The organism is Erwinia persicina NBRC 102418 (assembly GCF_001571305.1).
Lineage (GTDB): Bacteria > Pseudomonadota > Gammaproteobacteria > Enterobacterales > Enterobacteriaceae > Erwinia > Erwinia persicina.
In genome coordinates this window covers 175459-193643 of record NZ_BCTN01000002.1, presented here as the reverse complement: position 1 = coordinate 193643, position 18185 = coordinate 175459, and the positions used below count along the sequence as shown (strand labels likewise).

22 protein-coding genes and 1 pseudogene are annotated in these 18185 nt (G+C 54.4%); 12 read left to right on the top strand and 11 right to left on the bottom strand.

The window, feature by feature from the left end; genetic code table 11:
* Positions 1-8 precede the first annotated feature (8 nt).
* Together EPE01S_RS03845 and EPE01S_RS03840 are read right to left on the bottom strand one after the other, a co-directional pair.
* Positions 9-368 carry a cupin domain-containing protein gene (locus EPE01S_RS03845; protein WP_062743275.1) on the bottom strand — a complete coding sequence of 120 codons (360 nt, stop codon included), beginning with the start codon at positions 366-368 and terminating at the stop codon, positions 9-11.
* Between the two features lie 245 nt (positions 369-613).
* Positions 614-2005: a glycoside hydrolase family 10-like protein gene (locus tag EPE01S_RS03840; protein ID WP_062743274.1), complete on the bottom strand. Its 1392-nt coding sequence runs from the start codon at positions 2003-2005 to the stop codon at positions 614-616.
* A 191-nt stretch (positions 2006-2196) separates the two neighbouring features.
* On the opposite strand from EPE01S_RS03840, the gene EPE01S_RS03835 reads away from it, so the two are divergent.
* From EPE01S_RS03835 to arsC, 5 genes and pseudogenes are all read left to right on the top strand, one after another.
* Positions 2197-2580: a nuclear transport factor 2 family protein gene (locus EPE01S_RS03835; protein ID WP_062743273.1), complete on the top strand. Its 384-nt coding sequence runs from the start codon at positions 2197-2199 to the stop codon at positions 2578-2580.
* A 234-nt stretch (positions 2581-2814) separates the two neighbouring features.
* Positions 2815-2970, top strand: a pseudogene (locus tag EPE01S_RS22745) (helix-turn-helix domain-containing protein); the annotation flags it as partial.
* Positions 2971-3416: 446 nt separating this feature from the next.
* A complete protein-coding gene (locus EPE01S_RS03825) occupies positions 3417-3737 on the top strand; it encodes a metalloregulator ArsR/SmtB family transcription factor (protein ID WP_062743271.1) in 321 nt (106 codons plus the stop codon).
* Positions 3738-3780: 43 nt separating this feature from the next.
* Positions 3781-5067: an arsenic transporter gene (locus EPE01S_RS03820; protein ID WP_062743270.1), complete on the top strand. Its 1287-nt coding sequence runs from the start codon at positions 3781-3783 to the stop codon at positions 5065-5067.
* Positions 5068-5082: 15 nt separating this feature from the next.
* On the top strand, positions 5083-5508 hold the full coding sequence (gene arsC, locus EPE01S_RS03815; RefSeq protein WP_062743269.1) for a glutaredoxin-dependent arsenate reductase: 426 nt from the start codon (positions 5083-5085) through the stop codon (positions 5506-5508).
* Positions 5509-5656: 148 nt separating this feature from the next.
* Here the strand turns inward: arsC and EPE01S_RS03810 are convergent, their stop codons facing one another.
* Both EPE01S_RS03810 and EPE01S_RS03805 read right to left on the bottom strand, forming a co-directional pair.
* Positions 5657-6145 carry a hypothetical protein gene (locus tag EPE01S_RS03810; protein ID WP_062743268.1) on the bottom strand — a complete coding sequence of 163 codons (489 nt, stop codon included), beginning with the start codon at positions 6143-6145 and terminating at the stop codon, positions 5657-5659.
* 106 nt (positions 6146-6251) lie between these two features.
* Positions 6252-6680, bottom strand: a complete 429-nt coding sequence (locus EPE01S_RS03805; RefSeq protein WP_062743267.1) for a hypothetical protein — start codon at positions 6678-6680, stop codon at positions 6252-6254.
* Between the two features lie 169 nt (positions 6681-6849).
* Between EPE01S_RS03805 and EPE01S_RS03800 the strand changes: the two genes are divergently transcribed.
* Complete coding sequence (locus EPE01S_RS03800; protein ID WP_062743266.1) at positions 6850-7380, top strand: hypothetical protein; 531 nt, start codon at positions 6850-6852, stop codon at positions 7378-7380.
* 112 nt (positions 7381-7492) lie between these two features.
* On the opposite strand, the gene EPE01S_RS03795 is transcribed toward EPE01S_RS03800, so the two are convergent.
* Complete coding sequence (locus tag EPE01S_RS03795; RefSeq protein ID WP_062743265.1) at positions 7493-7738, bottom strand: YmjA family protein; 246 nt, start codon at positions 7736-7738, stop codon at positions 7493-7495.
* 169 nt (positions 7739-7907) lie between these two features.
* On the opposite strand from EPE01S_RS03795, the gene EPE01S_RS03790 reads away from it, so the two are divergent.
* The 3 genes from EPE01S_RS03790 (at position 7908) to EPE01S_RS03780 (ending at position 11715) form a co-directional block, all read left to right on the top strand.
* Entirely contained in the window at positions 7908-9023 is a 1116-nt protein-coding gene (locus tag EPE01S_RS03790) for a metallophosphoesterase (protein WP_062743264.1), read from the top strand.
* Positions 9024-9225: 202 nt separating this feature from the next.
* Positions 9226-10431, top strand: coding sequence for an MFS transporter (locus EPE01S_RS03785; protein ID WP_062743263.1), 1206 nt, complete (start codon positions 9226-9228; stop codon positions 10429-10431).
* Positions 10432-10602: 171 nt separating this feature from the next.
* A complete protein-coding gene (locus EPE01S_RS03780) occupies positions 10603-11715 on the top strand; it encodes a glycosyltransferase family 9 protein (protein ID WP_157075989.1) in 1113 nt (370 codons plus the stop codon).
* Positions 11716-11735: 20 nt separating this feature from the next.
* Here the strand turns inward: EPE01S_RS03780 and EPE01S_RS03775 are convergent, their stop codons facing one another.
* Positions 11736-12485 (bottom strand): hypothetical protein, encoded by a 750-nt coding sequence (locus tag EPE01S_RS03775; RefSeq protein WP_062743262.1) that lies wholly within the window; start codon positions 12483-12485, stop codon positions 11736-11738.
* 55 nt (positions 12486-12540) lie between these two features.
* Complete coding sequence (locus EPE01S_RS03770) at positions 12541-13476, bottom strand: LysR family transcriptional regulator (protein WP_084344141.1); 936 nt, start codon at positions 13474-13476, stop codon at positions 12541-12543.
* 157 nt (positions 13477-13633) lie between these two features.
* Between EPE01S_RS03770 and EPE01S_RS03765 the strand changes: the two genes are divergently transcribed.
* Positions 13634-14620, top strand: coding sequence for an aldo/keto reductase (locus tag EPE01S_RS03765; RefSeq protein ID WP_062743260.1), 987 nt, complete (start codon positions 13634-13636; stop codon positions 14618-14620).
* Between the two features lie 16 nt (positions 14621-14636).
* On the opposite strand, the gene EPE01S_RS03760 is transcribed toward EPE01S_RS03765, so the two are convergent.
* Positions 14637-15056 carry a GFA family protein gene (locus tag EPE01S_RS03760; protein ID WP_062743259.1) on the bottom strand — a complete coding sequence of 140 codons (420 nt, stop codon included), beginning with the start codon at positions 15054-15056 and terminating at the stop codon, positions 14637-14639.
* Between the two features lie 72 nt (positions 15057-15128).
* Complete coding sequence (locus tag EPE01S_RS03755) at positions 15129-15665, bottom strand: cytochrome b/b6 domain-containing protein (protein WP_062743258.1); 537 nt, start codon at positions 15663-15665, stop codon at positions 15129-15131.
* 101 nt (positions 15666-15766) lie between these two features.
* Here EPE01S_RS03755 and EPE01S_RS03750 point away from each other — a divergent pair, with 101 nt between their 5' ends.
* Complete coding sequence (locus EPE01S_RS03750; RefSeq protein ID WP_062743257.1) at positions 15767-15979, top strand: hypothetical protein; 213 nt, start codon at positions 15767-15769, stop codon at positions 15977-15979.
* Between the two features lie 20 nt (positions 15980-15999).
* A complete protein-coding gene (locus EPE01S_RS03745; RefSeq protein WP_062743256.1) occupies positions 16000-16437 on the top strand; it encodes a GNAT family N-acetyltransferase in 438 nt (145 codons plus the stop codon).
* Positions 16438-16451: 14 nt separating this feature from the next.
* Here the strand turns inward: EPE01S_RS03745 and EPE01S_RS03740 are convergent, their stop codons facing one another.
* Together EPE01S_RS03740 and EPE01S_RS03735 are read right to left on the bottom strand one after the other, a co-directional pair.
* Entirely contained in the window at positions 16452-17267 is an 816-nt protein-coding gene (locus EPE01S_RS03740; protein WP_062743255.1) for a carbohydrate ABC transporter permease, read from the bottom strand.
* 2 nt (positions 17268-17269) lie between these two features.
* Complete coding sequence (locus EPE01S_RS03735) at positions 17270-18139, bottom strand: carbohydrate ABC transporter permease (RefSeq protein ID WP_062743424.1); 870 nt, start codon at positions 18137-18139, stop codon at positions 17270-17272.
* Positions 18140-18185 lie beyond the last annotated feature (46 nt).

Below are 18185 nucleotides of genomic sequence, written 5' to 3'. Positions count from 1 at the left end.
AAGGGGTATCAGACTACTGCATCAAAAATAACGTACAGCTTGCGCATCGGCGTATCGACCACCCAGGTGCCTTCGGTGTTAGCGGCAAAGAAGAAGCTGTCGCCCCCTTTAAAGGATAATGTGGCTTCTCCGTCCGGGGTAAAGGAGCCCGTGCCGCTGAGAAAATGCATCACCTCAGCCTGCTTTACGCCCCGGCGATAGCTGCCCGCTCCGCACTCAAAAATACCGGTATCAATATGCTCTTTGCCCGGGATGACTGTTTGAATGCCGGATAGCGCAATGGTGCCGGTGCCAGGCAGCCCCTCAACCGTACCCCAGGATTCCATTGTCTTAATGGTGGCAGGTTGTTCTATTTTTTGTACTTTCATATCAATGATTTCCTGTTAGTGACACTGTCACTCAATGATGGACGCAGAAAGATAAAAACGCACTGTCATGCGCCAGGCTTTCGTTATTCAGAGTAAGGGGTTTGCTAAAAACAATGCGGAATTTTTACGGTGTTCGTTAACAGATTTGCATGCAAACCGGCCTGAGTTTGGTAGAAACTTTTGCGAGAATCTTGCCGAGGATAAAGGATCAGCGGGGCACGACCCCGCTGATCCTGCGAGAGTTGTCATCGTGACGTAGGTTGCTCGCCCCAGCGGCTTTGCAGATAGCGCACCGCATCCTGTGTCTGCGGCCGGTTAAGATAGTCCTCGCGGAACAGAATAGTACCGCTCACGCCGGGAAGAGACTCATTTAAATCGAGCTGCTTTTTCAATTCCGGCACGCCGCCCTGTACCGTCCAGTCAGGTTCAGTCTTTGATGGTTCGCCCACCTTATATAGCGCAATGCCAATGTAAAGGCGGGTTTTCGTCGGCCTGACCACACCGGCCCACCATTTTGTCAGCACGTCATACCGGGCGGCCTGGCGCGAGAACGGCCAGTAAACCTGCGGCGCTATATAGTCAAGGAGTCCCTGCTGCACCCAGCGGCGGGTATCGGCAAACGATTCATCATAGGCTGCTGCACCGCGCGTATCCGAACCCGCCGGGTCGTGCGAGAGATTACGCCAGACACCCGCCGGACTGACGCCAAACTCAACGCCCGGTTTCAGCTGCCGGATAGTACGGGACACCTGTTCGATCAGCTGCTGTGTATTGTGTCGCCGCCAGTCGGCCTTGCTGATAAAGCCCTGACCGTATTGCCTGAAGGTCTGGCTGTCGTTCAACGCAGCACCGGGAGACTCTGCATAGAAGTAGTCATCGAACTGCACGCCGTCGATCGGGTAGTTCGCCACCACCTCGGCTACGATGCTGGTGATCCAGTCCCGCACCTCCGGGATCCCCGGGTCGAGCACATAGCGGTCACCAGACGTTCGGATCCAGTCGCGGTGCAGCACAAAGACGCTGGCGGGCTGGAGCGACAGCGTCCGGTTAAGCTCCGCAACCGTGGACGATTTTGTATTAACGGAAACGCGATAGGGATTAAACCAGGCATGCACTTTCATGCCGCGCCTGTGCGCTTCATCGAGGATAAACTGCAGAGGATCGTAACCGGGATAATCGCCGATATTGCCCGTCAGCATATCAGACCACGGCAGAATTTTAGAATTCCACAGTGCGGTAGCGTCAGGCTTTACCTGGAAAAATACCGTGTTGATGCCAAGACGTTTCAGCTTATCCAGCTTATCGGTCAGTGCCTTCTGCTGCAGGCTGATACGCAGCGCCGCACTGCTGACATTCACCGAAGAGACCGGTGGCCAGTCAAGGCGTGATACTGTCGCCAGCCAGACGCCACGCATCGGCTGCTGACTCTGCGCGGGCTGGCCCGGTACCGGCGGTTTAACCGGAGAGGGAAACGGCGTGACCAGGGATTTTGGTGGCTGGGTGGAGCAACTGGCCAGTAACAGCGCGGCAGCCACGATGAAAGCGCTGGCTTTTTTCGCGGTGGCGGCAGAGGCAATGCGACGGGAACGGGTGATGATAAGCTCCGGTTTTATCTGAGGATTGAACGCAAAGAACATTCTCAACCTATCCGGAGTAAAGTCAATGGATCTCCAGATAACCATGATCAGAGGGCAGGGAGGTACGCCTTTTTGCTGTTCCTGTGTGAATTCTGGCGTGCCATACCCCTGATAAGCGCATAGAATTCACGTAGCGCGATCGGTTTCAATCATCCCTTATTTATTCATTCAGCGTGTTTTACGGAGGTAGTTTGACTGATTTATCTGAACGGCTGTTGATCCTTCAGGCGCTGGAAATCGAACTGCATCAGCCAGCTATTCGGCATGATGCGCAGCGGGTTGACGCTTTGCTGCATCAGGATTTTACAGAGACTGGCCGATCAGGCATTCGCTATACCAGGCAGCAGGTCATTGATGCACTGGCGACGGAAAGTGGCACGACTGCGATTGACGCCGGTGATTTTGCACTGACCATGCTCGCCGATGGCGTGGCACTGTTGAATTACACCAGTACGCAACGGGATGCGACGGGGATGGCAGTTAACAGGACAATGCGAACCTCCATCTGGATTTGGTCTGCAAAGGTCGGTCACTGGCAGATGCGTTTCCATCAGGGGACGCCTGCAAAGGATTGAAGGGCTCCGGCAAAGAAGGAAGGCGAGGTACCCGTGAGCAAAGCCCACAGCCGGGTACTTCGCCTGATATGCAATTTAACATAATATACATTATGCGCACCATCGTTATAAGTCCCATTTGATAATGTCACTTTTTAGCTAGTTTATGATGTCACCCAGATACGGCGCATTTTCCACCTTTCTGGGAGAACTCTTCTGATGCTGGTAACCATGTCCTATAAATAACTTCACCGCTTGCCGCTGATCCAGGCCGTTGTTGAAAAGCGCCTGCATCGCCATGATGTTGCTTCTCAGCTGGATCTCACTGAACGTCAGGTGCAGCGTCTGATGAACCGCTTCCGGGAGTCCGGTGCTGCCGGGCTGACGAACAGCCGTCGCGGTTTGCCCGGGACTATGACCCATCCCCGACGATAAAAAAGATTCCTTCGCTGTTCAGTCATCCGCTGCAGTTTTTTATGTGTTGAACCAACATGGCGTTACCCCGCCTGATAAAGCTATGTTCGGGTGCTGAAGGCGCAGAAAAATCAGCCCTGTCAGCCGTACAGCACTGTCCTCATAAATAATGAAAATAAAAGATGATCGCGCTACGTGAATTCTGCGGTTTTCGCAGGGGTATGGCACGCCAGAATTCACACAGGAACGCGACTTCCCTGCCCCTCGGATGGCTGTTTACCCCACCGGTGCTGGCCAGGTTTACGGAAAATGGCCCCCCGCACGAACTCAGATTCGATTAGGGGTAAATGCGTCATACAAACCTGCCGTTGTTTAAACGATGCTGTTAAAATATACACATATGAAATATCATATCTGTATGGCTATGTTTAACGGGATCTAACATGTTACAACCGGTTCAACTTTTTAAACTACTGGCTGACGATACGCGCTCAACTATCGTGATGCTCCTCAGAGAGGCTGGTGAGATGTGTGTCTGCGATATCTGCGCGACAACGACAGAGTCACAGCCGAAAATATCCCGTCACATGGCGTTATTGCGTGAGGCGGAGCTGGTCATCGACCGCCGCGAAGGAAAATGGGTGCACTACCGACTGTCGCCTCATATGCCAGCATGGGCTGCCGGTATTATTGATAAAGCCTGGAATTGTGAACGAGAAAACATACGTATTAAGCTCAGTCGCACCACAACTTCCTCCTGTTGAAAATGATAAACACATTCGAATAATCACATGTATGGAGGCTCTGATGTTACTGGCTGGAGTTATTTTTTTGCTCACGCTCGTCCTGGTTATATGGCAACCCAGAGGGCTGGGAATTGGCTGGAGTGCCTCGCTGGGGGCATGCCTGGTATTACTCACTGGCGTCGTTCATCCCGGGGATATTCCGGTGGTCTGGCAGATAGTATGGAATGCCACCGCCACCTTTATTGCCGTGATCATCATCAGTCTGCTGCTCGATGAATCTGGCTTTTTTGAATGGGCCGCGCTGCACGTTGCCCGTTGGGGGAATGGCCGGGGCCGGTTACTCTTCTCCTGGATAATTCTGTTGGGTGCAATGGTGGCAGCCCTGTTTGCCAATGATGGTGCAGCACTGATCCTGACGCCTATCGTTATCGCGATGCTGCTGGCGCTGGGGTTCAGCCGTGGGGCAACCTTAGCGTTTATCATGGCCGCAGGGTTTATCGCCGACACGGCAAGCCTGCCGTTGGTTGTCTCTAACCTGGTGAATATCGTCTCGGCAGATTTCTTTCAGCTTGGCTTCTCCGACTATGCCGCCGTGATGGTCCCGGTTAACCTGGCGGCCATTGCGGCTACGCTGGTAATGCTGCATCTTTTTTTCCGCAGGGACATTCCCGCCGTTTACGATGTTTCTCTTTTAAAAGAACCGAAAGACGCTATACGCGATGTGAATACCTTTAAAACCGGCTGGCTGGTTCTGTTTTTACTTCTGGTGGGGTTCTTCGGACTGGAGCCGCTGGGGGTACCGGTCAGTCTGGTTGCGGCCACGTGTGCCCTGCTCCTGTTAGCCGTAGCGAAACAAGGTCGCGTCATTAATACGGTGAACGTGCTGCGCGGTGCGCCATGGCAAATTGTTATCTTCTCGCTGGGGATGTACCTGGTGGTCTACGGATTACGTAACGCCGGACTGACCCATTATCTTTCATCCGTGCTGAATCAGCTGGCTGAGAAAGGGTTATGGGCGGCAACGCTGGGTACTGGCTTCATGACGGCCTTCCTGTCATCGGTAATGAACAATATGCCGACCGTGCTGGTCGGGGCGCTGTCGATTGATGGCAGCACTGCGACCGGTGTTATCAAAGAAGCGATGATTTACGCCAACGTCATCGGCAGCGACCTGGGGCCTAAAATTACCCCTATCGGCAGTCTGGCTACATTGCTGTGGCTCCACGTTCTGTCGCAGAAAAATATCAAAATCACCTGGGGTTATTACTTTCGGGTGGGGATTGTGATGACCATCCCCGTGCTGTTTGTCACGCTGGCTGCACTGGCGCTTCGTCTGTCTTTCAATTAGAGCGAGGATACTGATATGAGCAACATCACTATTTACCATAATCCGGACTGCGGCACGTCACGCAATACCCTTGAGATGATCCGCAACAGCGGGTCAGAGCCGACCGTTATTCATTATCTTGAGACCCCCCCCTCACGAGATGAACTGGTCAAACTCATTGCGGATATGGGCATTTCGGTACGGGCGCTGCTGCGTCAGAATGTCGACCCTTTTGAAGCGTTAGGGCTGGCGGAATATCGCTTTACTGACGATCAGTTAATCGACTTTATGTTGCAGCATCCTGTTCTGATCAATCGCCCCATCGTGGTGACGCCGCTGGGTACCCGGCTATGCCGCCCTTCTGACGTCGTGCTGAATATTCTTCCTGATGCACAGAAAGGCGCGTTCACGAAAGAGGACGGTGAGAGAGTGGTTGATGAACAAGGTCAGCGGCTGAACTAAACGCGTTCTGGTGACGAAGGGTGAGAGAACCCGCCCTTTTATATCTAATAAAATCCGTGTTAACAAAGCATCCTGCGGTTTTCACGGGACCAGAATTCGCATAGCAACAGCACACAGCGTAGCTAATAATCATCCGCCGTTTTGCTCTTTATTCCTCGGGTTCTTTCCAAGACAGTGGCACGCCGATAAACGTATGCGTGCAGCAACGGCACGTGACCGGAATATCGTCGGCCGTAATATGTGGATTGACCTGCCTGAGGAACCCAAGCTCGTCAACAAACAATCCAGGATAAAAGCTGAAGTCGCCACAGCAAACGTAGTCCCGCTGCTTGTGCTCGTGTCGGGCCACTAACCAGAAAATGGGCTCGTCTCTGTCCAGACGGCTTTTCGCTTCGCTGTAAACCTCGTCCCACTTCTGACCGATTTTACTCAGTAAAAAATGAAACAGAGGAGAATAGTCCAGACCGCGCTGTTGCTTACTGTGCATTGATTCACGCTGCGGTAATTCTTCATCTGCCCTTTTCTTCCGGTTTCGTTCCCAGCGATAATCCGCGCCGGGATTATTTGAATGGTGGCGTGTTGTGGTATTCACCCGGCGATAGAGTTTATCTACGCGGTTTTCATTATGGATACGCATATTCTGTTTTGATTATCTTCTGAACCGGGATGATATAATCCTGATAAATAATTTTATCACTATCGCCGTTCGCGCGGGTATTTCGCCTACTGGGTAATGGGGAAAATTAATCACAGGCGATCAGTTTAATCTGGCCATTTTTGGCATAGGTTTCCACAAAGTCAGGTTGCGCCACCCAGACGCGTTTCTGCTGAACATTATCAAAGAAACCATACCAGCGAAATACGCCTTCCCTGCCCTTAAAGGTCATATCCGCTATTTTTGCCGTTTTACTAAAGTTGTCCCAGTTAAGCGTCATGCCTCCCGTGCCAAGATCGAGCGTCTTATCCAGGAAGACCCCCATCTTATTAGCGTCAATACGTTTCGTATGAACCGATATTACTATCTGATTTTCATTGACCACTAACGGATGGCTTTGTTGATCAACGGGCAGTGAAAATGCCTCGTCATCACAGCGTGTTTTCCATTCGATGGCATGAGATTGAGCAGAAGAGGTGAATGACGTTAAAACGATAATGGCAGCAGTAAGTCTCATGTAAATATCCCTGTTGTCAGTACTATTCGGTGATGCAGCGCCAGGGGCTATTTACTGAAGCACCCGTGTCGGTCTGACATAACGTGCTACAATCCTGTACGTTTCCCCCTGTGTGGCAGTCAGCACGGGACGGTTTTCCGGGACTGAATCACAGAGAATCACATCACCGATGAAATTACTGCCTCTCCTGGCCACGCTGGCCGTTATAACACTGTCCCTGACTACCTGCATGACGCACAAGGAAGATCATCTTTTACGCAAACCGCTGCACCTCACCGTGCGCGTAGAGGATGAGAACGGTGGGCCGCTGCCCCCTACGGCGATAAAAGTTTACCAGCTCGTGCCTGGCCCCGACCGGTTTTTCTGCCTCAGCATTCCGTCACTGGGCGGCGGTGGCAAGAATTGTGGCACCTCGAATAAAGAGTCTATTTATAAGGGCGAATTCCCCGCCAGCGGCTCACTCGGCTTTACCGCGTTGTATCTGACCGGCCTGTATATTGAAGTTGCCGAAACCTGTGATAACACAGTCCCCAACGCCCGGCGGCGCTATTTTAAACTGACGTTAGATACGGGGTCGCTGATGGACGGTCAGACGATCACGGTGAAACCCATTGATAATGCCCAAATGGGATCTGTCATTCAATATAAGCCCTGCACGACCCCGATGCCTTCCCGGGGCGAATGGGAGGATTTTTACTGAGACCTCACTTCCCTGCTCTGCCGGTGAAAAGCTGAAAGCGGGCAGAGAAACGTGCCACGTTATGAAGGTGATGTGAATGCCCGAGTGAAATTCACATCACCGGCATCAGCAACTACTCATTGCCCCATTGATTCAGGAACGTGGCGATTTCATCAATCCGTTCCGCGTCAATACCGGCTTCACTGGCGATCTCTTTCTGTGTATCCTCACCAATTTCTTCGCCGTCCATCAGGCGGGTGATCAGCAGCTGGAAATAGTGTGCCAGCGGTGTGCGATCGGCTTCCTGCACCGGCTGGGTGGTTTCCGTCGAGTACTCATCTACGATGTCATAAAATTTCAGGGGTACGTCATTACTCATCAGTCGCTCTCCAGGGTTAATCTCTGATTCAGTAAGAAGTGTACTGTGTAATGGCCTATGATCTGACACCTTTTTCACGTTTTCATCGTCACAGGTTAACCGTCAGTCGATAAAATCCGCTGTTTTCATTTTTTTTGCGTAAGTACGCACTTTTGTTAGGGAAATAATGATGTTTCACCTTATTTTCAGTCTCCCCGCCTGGTATGTTATTGGGCGGTTTATCGTTCCGCTGTCCCTGCCCCTGGCGTTAAAAATCATCCTGTCGCTGCTGGCTCTACTGGCCACCCAGTACCTGTTAGTCAGCCGTTTTACCTCTGGCAGTGTTTTTGCCCCGGAGATGCCGCGAACGCTGATTATCCTGTTTAACTGGGCCTTCAGTGTCGTGCTGTTGCTTGCGTTCACACAGATCGTGATTGATGTCGTGACGCTGATCTCAATGCTGGTCAGGCATCCGCTGACCATCGTTCCGGGCGTGCGCTACCTGGCTGCCATACTGGCCATCGGCCTGGCCACCTACGGCGTACAGCAGGCCATCCGCGTGCCGGCTCTGAAGGATGTCACCATCCCGGTTGCCAATCTGCCGGAAGAGTTTGAAGGTTATCAGCTTCTGCAGTTAACGGATTTACATATCACCCGGCTGTTTAATGCCCGCTGGACTGCGGAATTAGTGAAGCGGGCCACGGCACTGAACGTGGATCTGATTGTGGTGACCGGGGATGTGATTGACGGTACGCTGGAAAACCGCAGGCAGGACGTGGCACCGTTACGGGGATTACAGGCCCCCGACGGTGTCCTGGCGATCACCGGCAACCATGAGTATTTTTTTGAACAGGAAGCCTGGACGGCGCATCTGGCCACGCTGGGGCTGCATCCTCTGCTCAACCGCCATACTGTTATTTCTCGCGGCAGCGCCAGGCTGGTGATCGCCGGGCTGACGGACGCCTCTGCCTCCGCGCGGGGGGCTGAGGGATCCGATCTGAGCAAGGCACTGGCCGGTGCCCCGGACAACGCGCCGGTGGTGTTACTCGACCATCAGCCGCGAAATGCCCGACAGAATGCAACACAGGGGGTGGATATTCAGCTTTCCGGGCATACGCACGGCGGTTTGATCCTGGGGTTTGACCGCCTGTTTGCTGCGCCCAACGGCGGTTTTGTCTCCGGTCTGTACGACGTCGACGGCATGCAGCTGTACGTGAACAACGGAACCGGGCTCTGGCCGGGGATGGCGGTACGGTTAGGACGCCCCTCAGAACTGACCCGTATCACCCTGACGCGCAAAAAATAATGGCGCTTCTGCTCACGCCAGCGGCGTGGGCAGAAACAGCGGATCGCGGCGTCCCTATTCCCCACCATAATAAGAAGTTTCTGTAGCATTTTGTCTTATTAACACCTTGATAAACGTTGCTTTAACGACACAAAAAATCCTGCGTAACCGCGTAGAGTAAGAGGTCTTGTTGTTAATGTTTTGATGGAAGATTGTGAACTAAATGAAAGGAATGCCGCCGCTTATTCTTGCCCTGCTTGCAGGTTCCCTGGTGCTGACCATCGGTCGTGGTGTCACGCTGCCATTCCTGACCATTTATCTGACTGAGCACTATCATCTGCTGCCAGAAAGTGTCGGTCTTATAATGGGCGCAAGCCTCGCCATCGGCATCTTCAGCAGCCTCTACGGCGGCTATCTGGTTGACAGATTCAGTCACCGTACGCTGATTGGTTTTTCCGTCAGTCTGTTCGCACTCAGCTTTTTTTTACTGCCGCTGTTGCCAGGCGTAGGCAGCGTGGTGATGGTCATCGCCCTGCTCAACGCCTCATACGCCCTTCTCAGTATTACCATTAAGGCCTGTATTGCCGCCTGGCTGCCGGTGGAAAAGCGGGTCAAAGCCTTTTCAATGAACTACACGCTGATCAACGTCGGCTGGGCCGTGGGGTCGTCGCTTGGCGTCTGGCTGGCTGGTTTTGATCCCCGTCTGCCGTTTATGATTTCCGGCACGCTGGCGCTGGGAACGGTTATCACCCTGATGGTGGGATTACGCCATATTCCTGACCGGCCAGAACGTCATGATATCGAGCTGAAGCCGCTGGAAAAACCCGGCCTGCGCCAGACGTTTTCTATCCTGCTTAAAGACCGCTGTCTGGTCTGGTTTACGCTGGGCAGCACCTGCGGGTCGATTGTCTTCGGGCAGTTCACCGGTTATCTGTCGCAGTACCTGATCATCATCGCCGATGCCGCTTATGCCTATAAAGTGATTGGTGCCATCATGATCACTAACGCGACGATTGTGATTGCCTTTCAGTACGTGATGAGCAGCGGCATGAAGCAGGATAACCTGTTCAAATGGTTATTTTTCGGCACGCTGTTCTTTATTCTCGGTCTGGCCGGATTTATGCTGGCCGGCCCGTCGGTGCTGCTGTGGATGCTGGCGATGGTCATTTTCAGCTTTGGCGAACTGATCGTCATTCCGGTGGAGTATATGTTTATCGATTTCATTGCGCCCGACCATATGAAAGGCAGTTACTACGGGATGCAGAACCTGAGTAATATCGGCGGAGCGATTAATCCCGTACTGTGCGGTTTTTTACTCAGCTTCACGCCGCCGCCGGTGATGTTTATTGCCCTGATTGGTTTTTCTGTTGCCGGTCTGGTGTTCTTCCGTATGGGACACCGCCGTGCAGTGCGCGGTATGGCAGTCTGAAGGGGCCGGCCCTGCTGACACCGCAACAAACACAACGTGCGGGAAGGGGCTGGCCGTGTTGAAGGGGTGGACGGCGCAATATTACACTACAGGCCCTCCTTCTGGGCCGTTATAATCAGTGTCCTGTTTGGTCATAAGGGATGATTATTTTCGCAGGGAGCGTGTTGTAATATGTCATTACTGTCGAGGGTGAGGCACTTTGCCTATTCTTTTTACGACTACCGCGCAGCCGCAATCAATACTGCCACCGTTTCCCTTGCCGTTATTCATATTCCCGACCAGATCGGGGATGCGATGTCCGTATTCCCACTTATCCGTTCGCTGGAATATCACCGCATCGATCGCCTGATCATCGTGGCTTCGCGACTCAACAGACCCGTCTTCGACGCCCTCTCACTGAGGCAGACAACGCTGACCGTTATCAGTATGCCCTGTCAGGACGGGGCAACATATCAGGAAATTAAAGCGGTGGCCGGGAAAATAAGAAAGGAATATGGCGTACCGGATCTCTGCATTGAGGCAATGCGTAAAAAAAACTTCAAAACCATGCTCTTTATCAGCCGGTTAAGGGCAAAAACGAATTTACAGGCTGTCGGCTTAACGATGAAGTGTTATTCCCCCTTGTGTCAGACAGCCTCCCGAATGGATCAAGTTTTTCGTGCGCCCGTGCCCATGACCTGGTCAGTGCTGATGAGAGAAGCGGGTTTCCCGCCAGTCAGACCCGCGTTTGAATTTCCCCTCAGTGATCGTGTGCTGGAGGAAGTGGGTCAGGAAACGCGGCAGTTTGGGCACTATATTGCCCTTAACCTGGACGGAAGCGTAGCGGAGCGCACCTTCTCGCTGGCCACCGCATCAAAGCTTATTGCGCGGATTACCTCTGAAACCAGCCTGCCTGTGGTGATCGTTCACGGCCCTGACGGCCGCGATAAAGCGACCGCATTAACCCGCCTTTATGACCGTGTACACCGCATTTCACTCCCGCCGTCGATTGCGCGCTCGGCGGCAGTGATAAAAAACGCGACCCTTGCTATCACCCCGGACACGTCGGTTCTGCATATGGCTAGCGCCTATAATATTCCGGCTATCGCCGTTTATGCCAATTACAAGACGCGCTGGCCTGCGATGCAGGATATTTCAGAAGCCATTGTGGTCGGCAGCCAGATTAATAATATTGATCTTGATGAATTCCGGACGGTATTAAGGCGACTGATAGTCAGAGCCGGACGTCACCGTCCCCTGGAGCATCAGGATACGGTGGCGCGGCCCCTGCCACACGCGCGTTAACGCGGCGTTTTCGGCCATTATTACTGCGCTGACGTATCGGGTTGGAAAGGATAGGCTGTCTTCTCTGTTATGCCGACGGTAATGGCCGATTTATCGGTAAAGGAAGGCCAGTCCGACGCTTTGGTGATAAATTTCCAGCTGTAATACTCCCTGCCCTCGTCTGTAAACTGCAGGGTAAGAATGCGCCAGCTTTCATCATGACAGTGCGATTTTTTGGCATAATCTTGCTCAGAAAAACAGGCCCGGATCATCTCCCGTGAAGAAAAAGGAACATTACTGAAGGCGGTCTGATACTCCCCGTCAGCCTTCAGCATCAGAAAGTCGGCATACGCTTCTTCCCGCCCGCCGCCGGAGTACCCCGTAGACCAGGTGGACACCAGCGCCACCGCCTGCTTTGTCTGGCTCAGAGGATAGAGTGCCGGAAACAGAGTGACCTCACTGCGGGTCAGCTCGCCGTCATCGCTGTTATCGCGGCTTTCGTGGTGGCTAAAGTCCCAGCGGCCATCCATCACCCATTCGCCATTCGACCTGTTCATTCTGATTAATGTGGGCCCCGGGCTGGTTAAGTAAACGGCGCGCCCGGCCCCTTTTTCCCGCCAGAGCGTTGAGTCAGCCGGACATCCGCTCTTTATCGCCTGACAGATCGCATGATACTGCTCACTCTGTTTTTTTATGGCACTCAGAGGAACCGGTTTCAGCACGGCAGATGTCGCGGTGGCCATAGCGGAAAACGATGTCAGGGTGAGAAGCACGGCCAGGATATTTTTCATTGTTATCTGCCTGATAGTCATAGGGTTAAAGACAAAAACGGGTATCGGACCGGTACTATTCCTGCAGCGTGACGCTCGGAATCGCGGGCAAGGGCTGCAGGCCGTTGCCGGTACGAATGATATTCACCAGTTCTCTCAGCGCCGGATGCACATACCGGCGGCTGCTGTAATAAATGTTAAAGGGGTCACCGTGCGCAGCGTGTGCCGGCAAGGTACTGACCAGCGTCCCTTCTGCCAGCTCCTGCTTTATACGGGACTCGAGCACGTAAGTTAAGCCAATACCTGCCTTTGCCGCCGATATCGAGGTGGCGGTATCCTTCAGTGTGATTAAGCCGGGCACACTGAGGCTGTAAGTGCCGTCCGGGCCAGCAAACTCCCAGCGAAAGTGAGCGTTATCGCCCAGCAGGAGCTGAATACAGTGATGGCCGGCCAGGTCGGCAGGCGTCTGTGGCGTTCCGCGGCGTCGGAGGTAATCAGGGGAACCGGCCACTATCCACCGCTGCGGCCCGGTCAGCGGCACGGCAACCATATCCTCCGGCACCAGATGGCCGTAGCGCATGCCTGCGTCAAATCCTCCGGCGGTGATATCCACCGGCCGGTCTTCCACGACGATGGTTAAGCGCACCTGCGGGCACTGCGTGGCAAATTCAGGCAGCGCAGGGGCAATAAGCTGGCGCGCCGCATCTGCAAAGACATTCAATCGCAGCACACCAAAGCTGCCCCGGCCTGGGGCATTCAGGGTTTCCAGCGCGGCGGCGATGGCGTCAAACCCCCCTGCCAGTTTTTCGGCCAGATCCTGGCCCAGCGCAGTAGAAGAGACCGCTCTGCTGGTTCTGTTCAGCAGGCGTGCGCCTAAGCGGGTCTCCAGCCGTCGTATCGCATGGCTCACCGCTGATGATGATAACCCGCGCTCAATACCGGCCAGCTTAAAGCTGCGGCAGCGCAGCACCGTCAGAAAAATTTGCAGGTCGGCAAAATCAACACGTTCCATAGAAAGGTGAACCAGGTTAACTGTCAGGATGAATAGCATTCATCTTTTAGCACGGGTTATCCCCCGGCGTAAACGTTAAGCTGATGAAATGATTCAGGCGGCGACGCGCGTACGCACGCGCTAACCCGCGTTACCTAACCGTATGAAGGAAGCGATGATGAAACAGAGAATGCTTGGCAAAACAGGCCAGCGGGTCGGGGAGATCGGATTCGGTGCATGGGCAATTGGCGGCACCTGGGGTGAAGTGAGTCTGGACGATGCCCGGGAAGCCTTAAATGCCGCGCTGGATGCCGGTATGACCTTTATTGATACCGCTGATGTGTATGGTGACGGCCGCTCAGAGAAGATCATTGCTGAGGTGCTGAACCAGCGCGGCGGAGAGCGCCCGTTCGTCGCCACCAAGCTGGGCCGCCGCCTCTCCCCCCATGAGGCACAGGGTTACACTGCCCAAAATCTGAACGCCTTTATTGATCGCTCACGCGACAACCTGCAAATGGAAACCCTGGACCTGGTGCAGTTGCACTGTCCGCCAACCGAGATCTATTACACCCCGGAGGTGTTTGCGGTCATGGATGAGATGGTGGCGGCCGGGAAAATTCGCCATTACGGCGTGTCGGTGGAAAAGGTCGAGGAAGGCCTGAAGGCACTGGAATATCCCAACGTCGCCTCCATACAGCTGATTTATAACATTTTCCGCCAGCGCCCGGCCGAACTGCTGCTGCGCGAGGCGAAGCGTCGCGACGTCGGTATTATTGCCCGGGTGCCGCTCGCCTCTGGTCTGCTGACCGGCAAGATGACGGCGACCACCACCTTCTCTGCCGACGATCACCGTGCCTTTAACCGCAACGGTGAAGCCTTCGATAAAGGCGAAACCTTCTCCGGCGTCCCGTGGGATGTTGCTCTTGAGGCGGTGGAGGCAATCCGCCAGTACGTGAAGGGGGATGACACGATGGCCATGTTCGCCCTGCGCTGGATCTTAATGAATGACTGCGTCAGCGTGGTGATCCCCGGTGCAAAAAATGCCGTCCAGTCGGCAGGTAACGCCCGTGCCAGCGCGATGAGCGCCCTGCCGGACGAGACGCTGGCCGCGCTGAAACGCCTGTATGACGATAAAATTGCCCCCTGGGTGCATCAGCGCTGGTAGCCGTGTTCAGTGATGCTCAGTGATCATCGGGCGGTGTGGGGATGTAAGACAGCGTGCCGGCAACGCCGCCTGCACCGCCATCTTTCGGGTGGTTGATGCCATCCGTGACGTTAACCGAGGCAAAGTCAAAGGGAGAAACCCCGGCCAGGCACGCGGCATTAATCCCGTACTGCTGCGGATTTGATCGGCTCTGATGGAAGGTATAGATACCGCACACAGCGCAGAAATAGTGTGCCACCTCCCGGCTGTTAAAGCGGTACTCGGTCAGGCTCTCCTGGCCTTTGGTGATATCCAGCGCTGAGGCAAAGACCACCACGGCACCGCGCATCCGGCAAAAGGAGCAGTTACAGCGCCGGGCGGTGTTCAGCCCGTCGACCAGGGTGACGTTAAACATCACCGAACCGCAGTGGCAGCGGGCGGGCATGATATCTGGCATGGCAATTCCCCCTAGGTTTTCGCTTATCAGGGCTGCATATTATCAGCCACGCGGGTGACAAAAGTGTGATCTTCAGCCCGTTTTTTGCCGTGACGGCATCATCCTGACCAGCGTGTTATCGCGGAAAATATAATGGTGAACCAGCGCCGCCAGCGCATGGATGCCAATCAGCCAGTAGCCCACCGGTGCCAGTACGGTATGCCAGTGGTTCAGGCTGGCGGAAAGCGCCGGACGGGCGGTCTGACTAAAGGGCATGGCCAGACCGTAAAGGCTCCAGTCACTTCCCCAGAAGTAGCGTGACGCCAGCGCCAGGGCCGGCAGGGAAATGAATAACGCATAGATGCAGGCATGGGTCAGATGACTCAGCGCGGTGTGCCAGCGCTTCGGAGGCGGAATGATGGCCGGGGACCGCTGATGCAGCCGAATCATCAGTCGTGCCACCATCGTCAGTAAGACGGTGGCTCCGGCCGTGACATGGGTGACGGCGATGGCATAACCGTGCCAGGTGCCTGGCCGGGCGAAGTCGCTAATCAGAATGGATCCATAGGCCAGCAGCAGCAAAATGACGGTCAGCCAGTGCAGAAGGATCAGAGGAAATGAAAACTTCATTTTTTTAATTCACCCGCGAAATGAACAGCCCTATTCTGCGGCGCATTGTGGCAGAATAGGCGTCGTCACAACACCCCTTACCCCTTCTGTGAGGCAACATCATGGCCTGCCAGTCAGACTGTCCCTGCAAGAACCCGGATGCGCCAACCTATCCCGCCGGAAAAATGTTTAATGACCAGCGCGGACGCGCCCTGCTGATCACCGACAAAAACGGTCGCTTTCCCGATGCCCGCTACCGGGTGCTCGATATCCGCACCGGCCACTCAGCTGAGTACAGTTACCCGGCGTTAGTCAGAAAAGAAAAAGGCCGTTAACCCGGCCAGGGAGATATGTCATGTCTGTCAGGATACGCGTCGCTGTGCCCTCCGATGTTAACGGTTTATTTACTGTGCGCACCTCAGTGCAGGAAAATATGATGACCCGCGAAGAAATGCAGGCTTTGGGCATTACAGAGGCGTCGGTCAGCGCCATGATAGCGGCGTCAGACTGTGCGTGGGTTGCCACGCAGGGCGAAGAAATCATCGGCTTTTCGATGATTATCCCGGAGGAAGCCTGCCTGTTTGCCGCCTTTGTTCTTCCCGGTCATCAGGGCAAAGGGATCGGCAAACGGCTGGTCAGCGTGGCGGAGGATGCGCTGTTCACCCTGCATCCCTGCGTCTGGCTGGAAACCGGAAAGCGCACCCGCGCAGCGGCGTTTTACCGCCATACTGGATGGGGGAATGAAACCGATATCGGCGACGGGGATATCCGTCTGGAAAAGCGCCGCCCCTGAAGTTATCGTCCCGGTTACTTCACTGCCCCTTCCGTCACGCCGCTGATAAATTTACGCTGGAACAGTAAGAACACCGCCATCAGCGGCAGGATCACGATCATCGCTCCTGCCATCAGCACCGGAATATCAATGGTGTTACGGTTCTGGAACAGCATCATGCCGATCGGCAGCGTGCGCAGTTCATCTTTATTGACCAGGATCAGCGGCATCAGAAACTCATTCCACGTCCAGATAAACAGCAGCAGCGCCAGGGTGGAAAGCGTCTGTCCAATGGCCGGCACCAGCAGTCCCCAGAGGATTTTTACCCGCGATGCACCGTCCATCACCGCCGCTTCCACCAGCTCTTTCGGTACCTGTTGGAAAGCGCTGGCAATCATCAGCGTGGTGAACGGCAACGACAGCGCAATCTGCGGAATGATCAGCGCCAGATAGGTATTGGTCAGCCCCATCCAGCGAAGCTCGTGATACAGCGGAATAATAAACGCTTCGCTCGGCAGAACCATACCCAGCGCAAACATGGCGGCAATCACCCGCTTTCCCGGCACCTTCAGCCAGGCAAAGCCGAACCCGGCCAGGATGCCCAGAAAGAGACTGCAGATCACCACCGGGATCACCACCAGCACCGAGTTCAGAAAATAGACGTTAAAATGCCCCTGCTGCCAGGCGGTAACGTAGTTTTTAATGTTCAGTGAACCGGGCAAGGTGAACACGCCCTGAAACAGCTCCATCTGCGTTTTAAATGAGGTCAGCAGCGCCAGCAGAAACGGCAGGATGGTGATCACCGCCACCAGCCAAATCAGCACACGGGAACTCAGCGGCGTTTTGTTCATGATCAACGCTCCTTCAACGCCAGATGGATCAGCCAGTTAATCAGCAGCACGATCAGCATACTGAAGACCGCAACCGATGAGGCATAGCCAAAATAGTGCAGGTCAAAGCCCTGCTTATACATAAAGATATTGGTCACCATCGTGGATGTCCCCGGCCCGCCCTGGGTCATGACGTACACCAGATCGAAGGTTTTCAGGCTGGCGATGACCGTCAGCAGCAGCGCGATCCGCACTTCGGGGCGTAAACCCGGCAGGGTGATGCGCATAAACTTCTGACGCCGTGACGACCCGTCAAGGTCGGCCGCCTCCAGCAGCGACGGATCCATGCGCTGTAAGCCTGCCATAAACAGCACCAGGCAGAAGCCAAAGAAATACCAGGTGGCCACCATTCCCACCGCCGGCAGCGCCCAGGTAAAGTCCCCCAGCCACGACATCGCCAGATGCGACAGACCCACGGCGCGTAGCAGCTGGTCAATCGGGCCAAAGGCCGGGTTATACAGCCAGCGCCACACCACACCCAGTACCGCCATCGGCATAATGTAGGGCAGAAAAAAGAGAATACGCAGCAGGCTGCGCTCGGTATTACTGCGCATATCATTCAGGAAACTGCACAGCAGCAGGCCGATGCCGATGGGCAGCAGCGTATAGAACAGCATCAGCAGCGCGTTATTACCCAGCGCAATCCAGAACACCGGGTCGCTGAACATACGCAGATAGTTACTGAAACCGACAAACAGTGGTGACGAGGTGCCATCCCATTCAGTAAAGCTGATGCCCAGTGAGGCCAGCAGCGGCAGCAGTAAAAACACGCCGTACACCAGCACGGCGGGCAGAAGATAAAGAAAGTTACGCCAGGGACTCAGATTCAACATAAACGTACTCACAGGCCAGAACGTCTGTAGGCCCGGCAGTGATGCC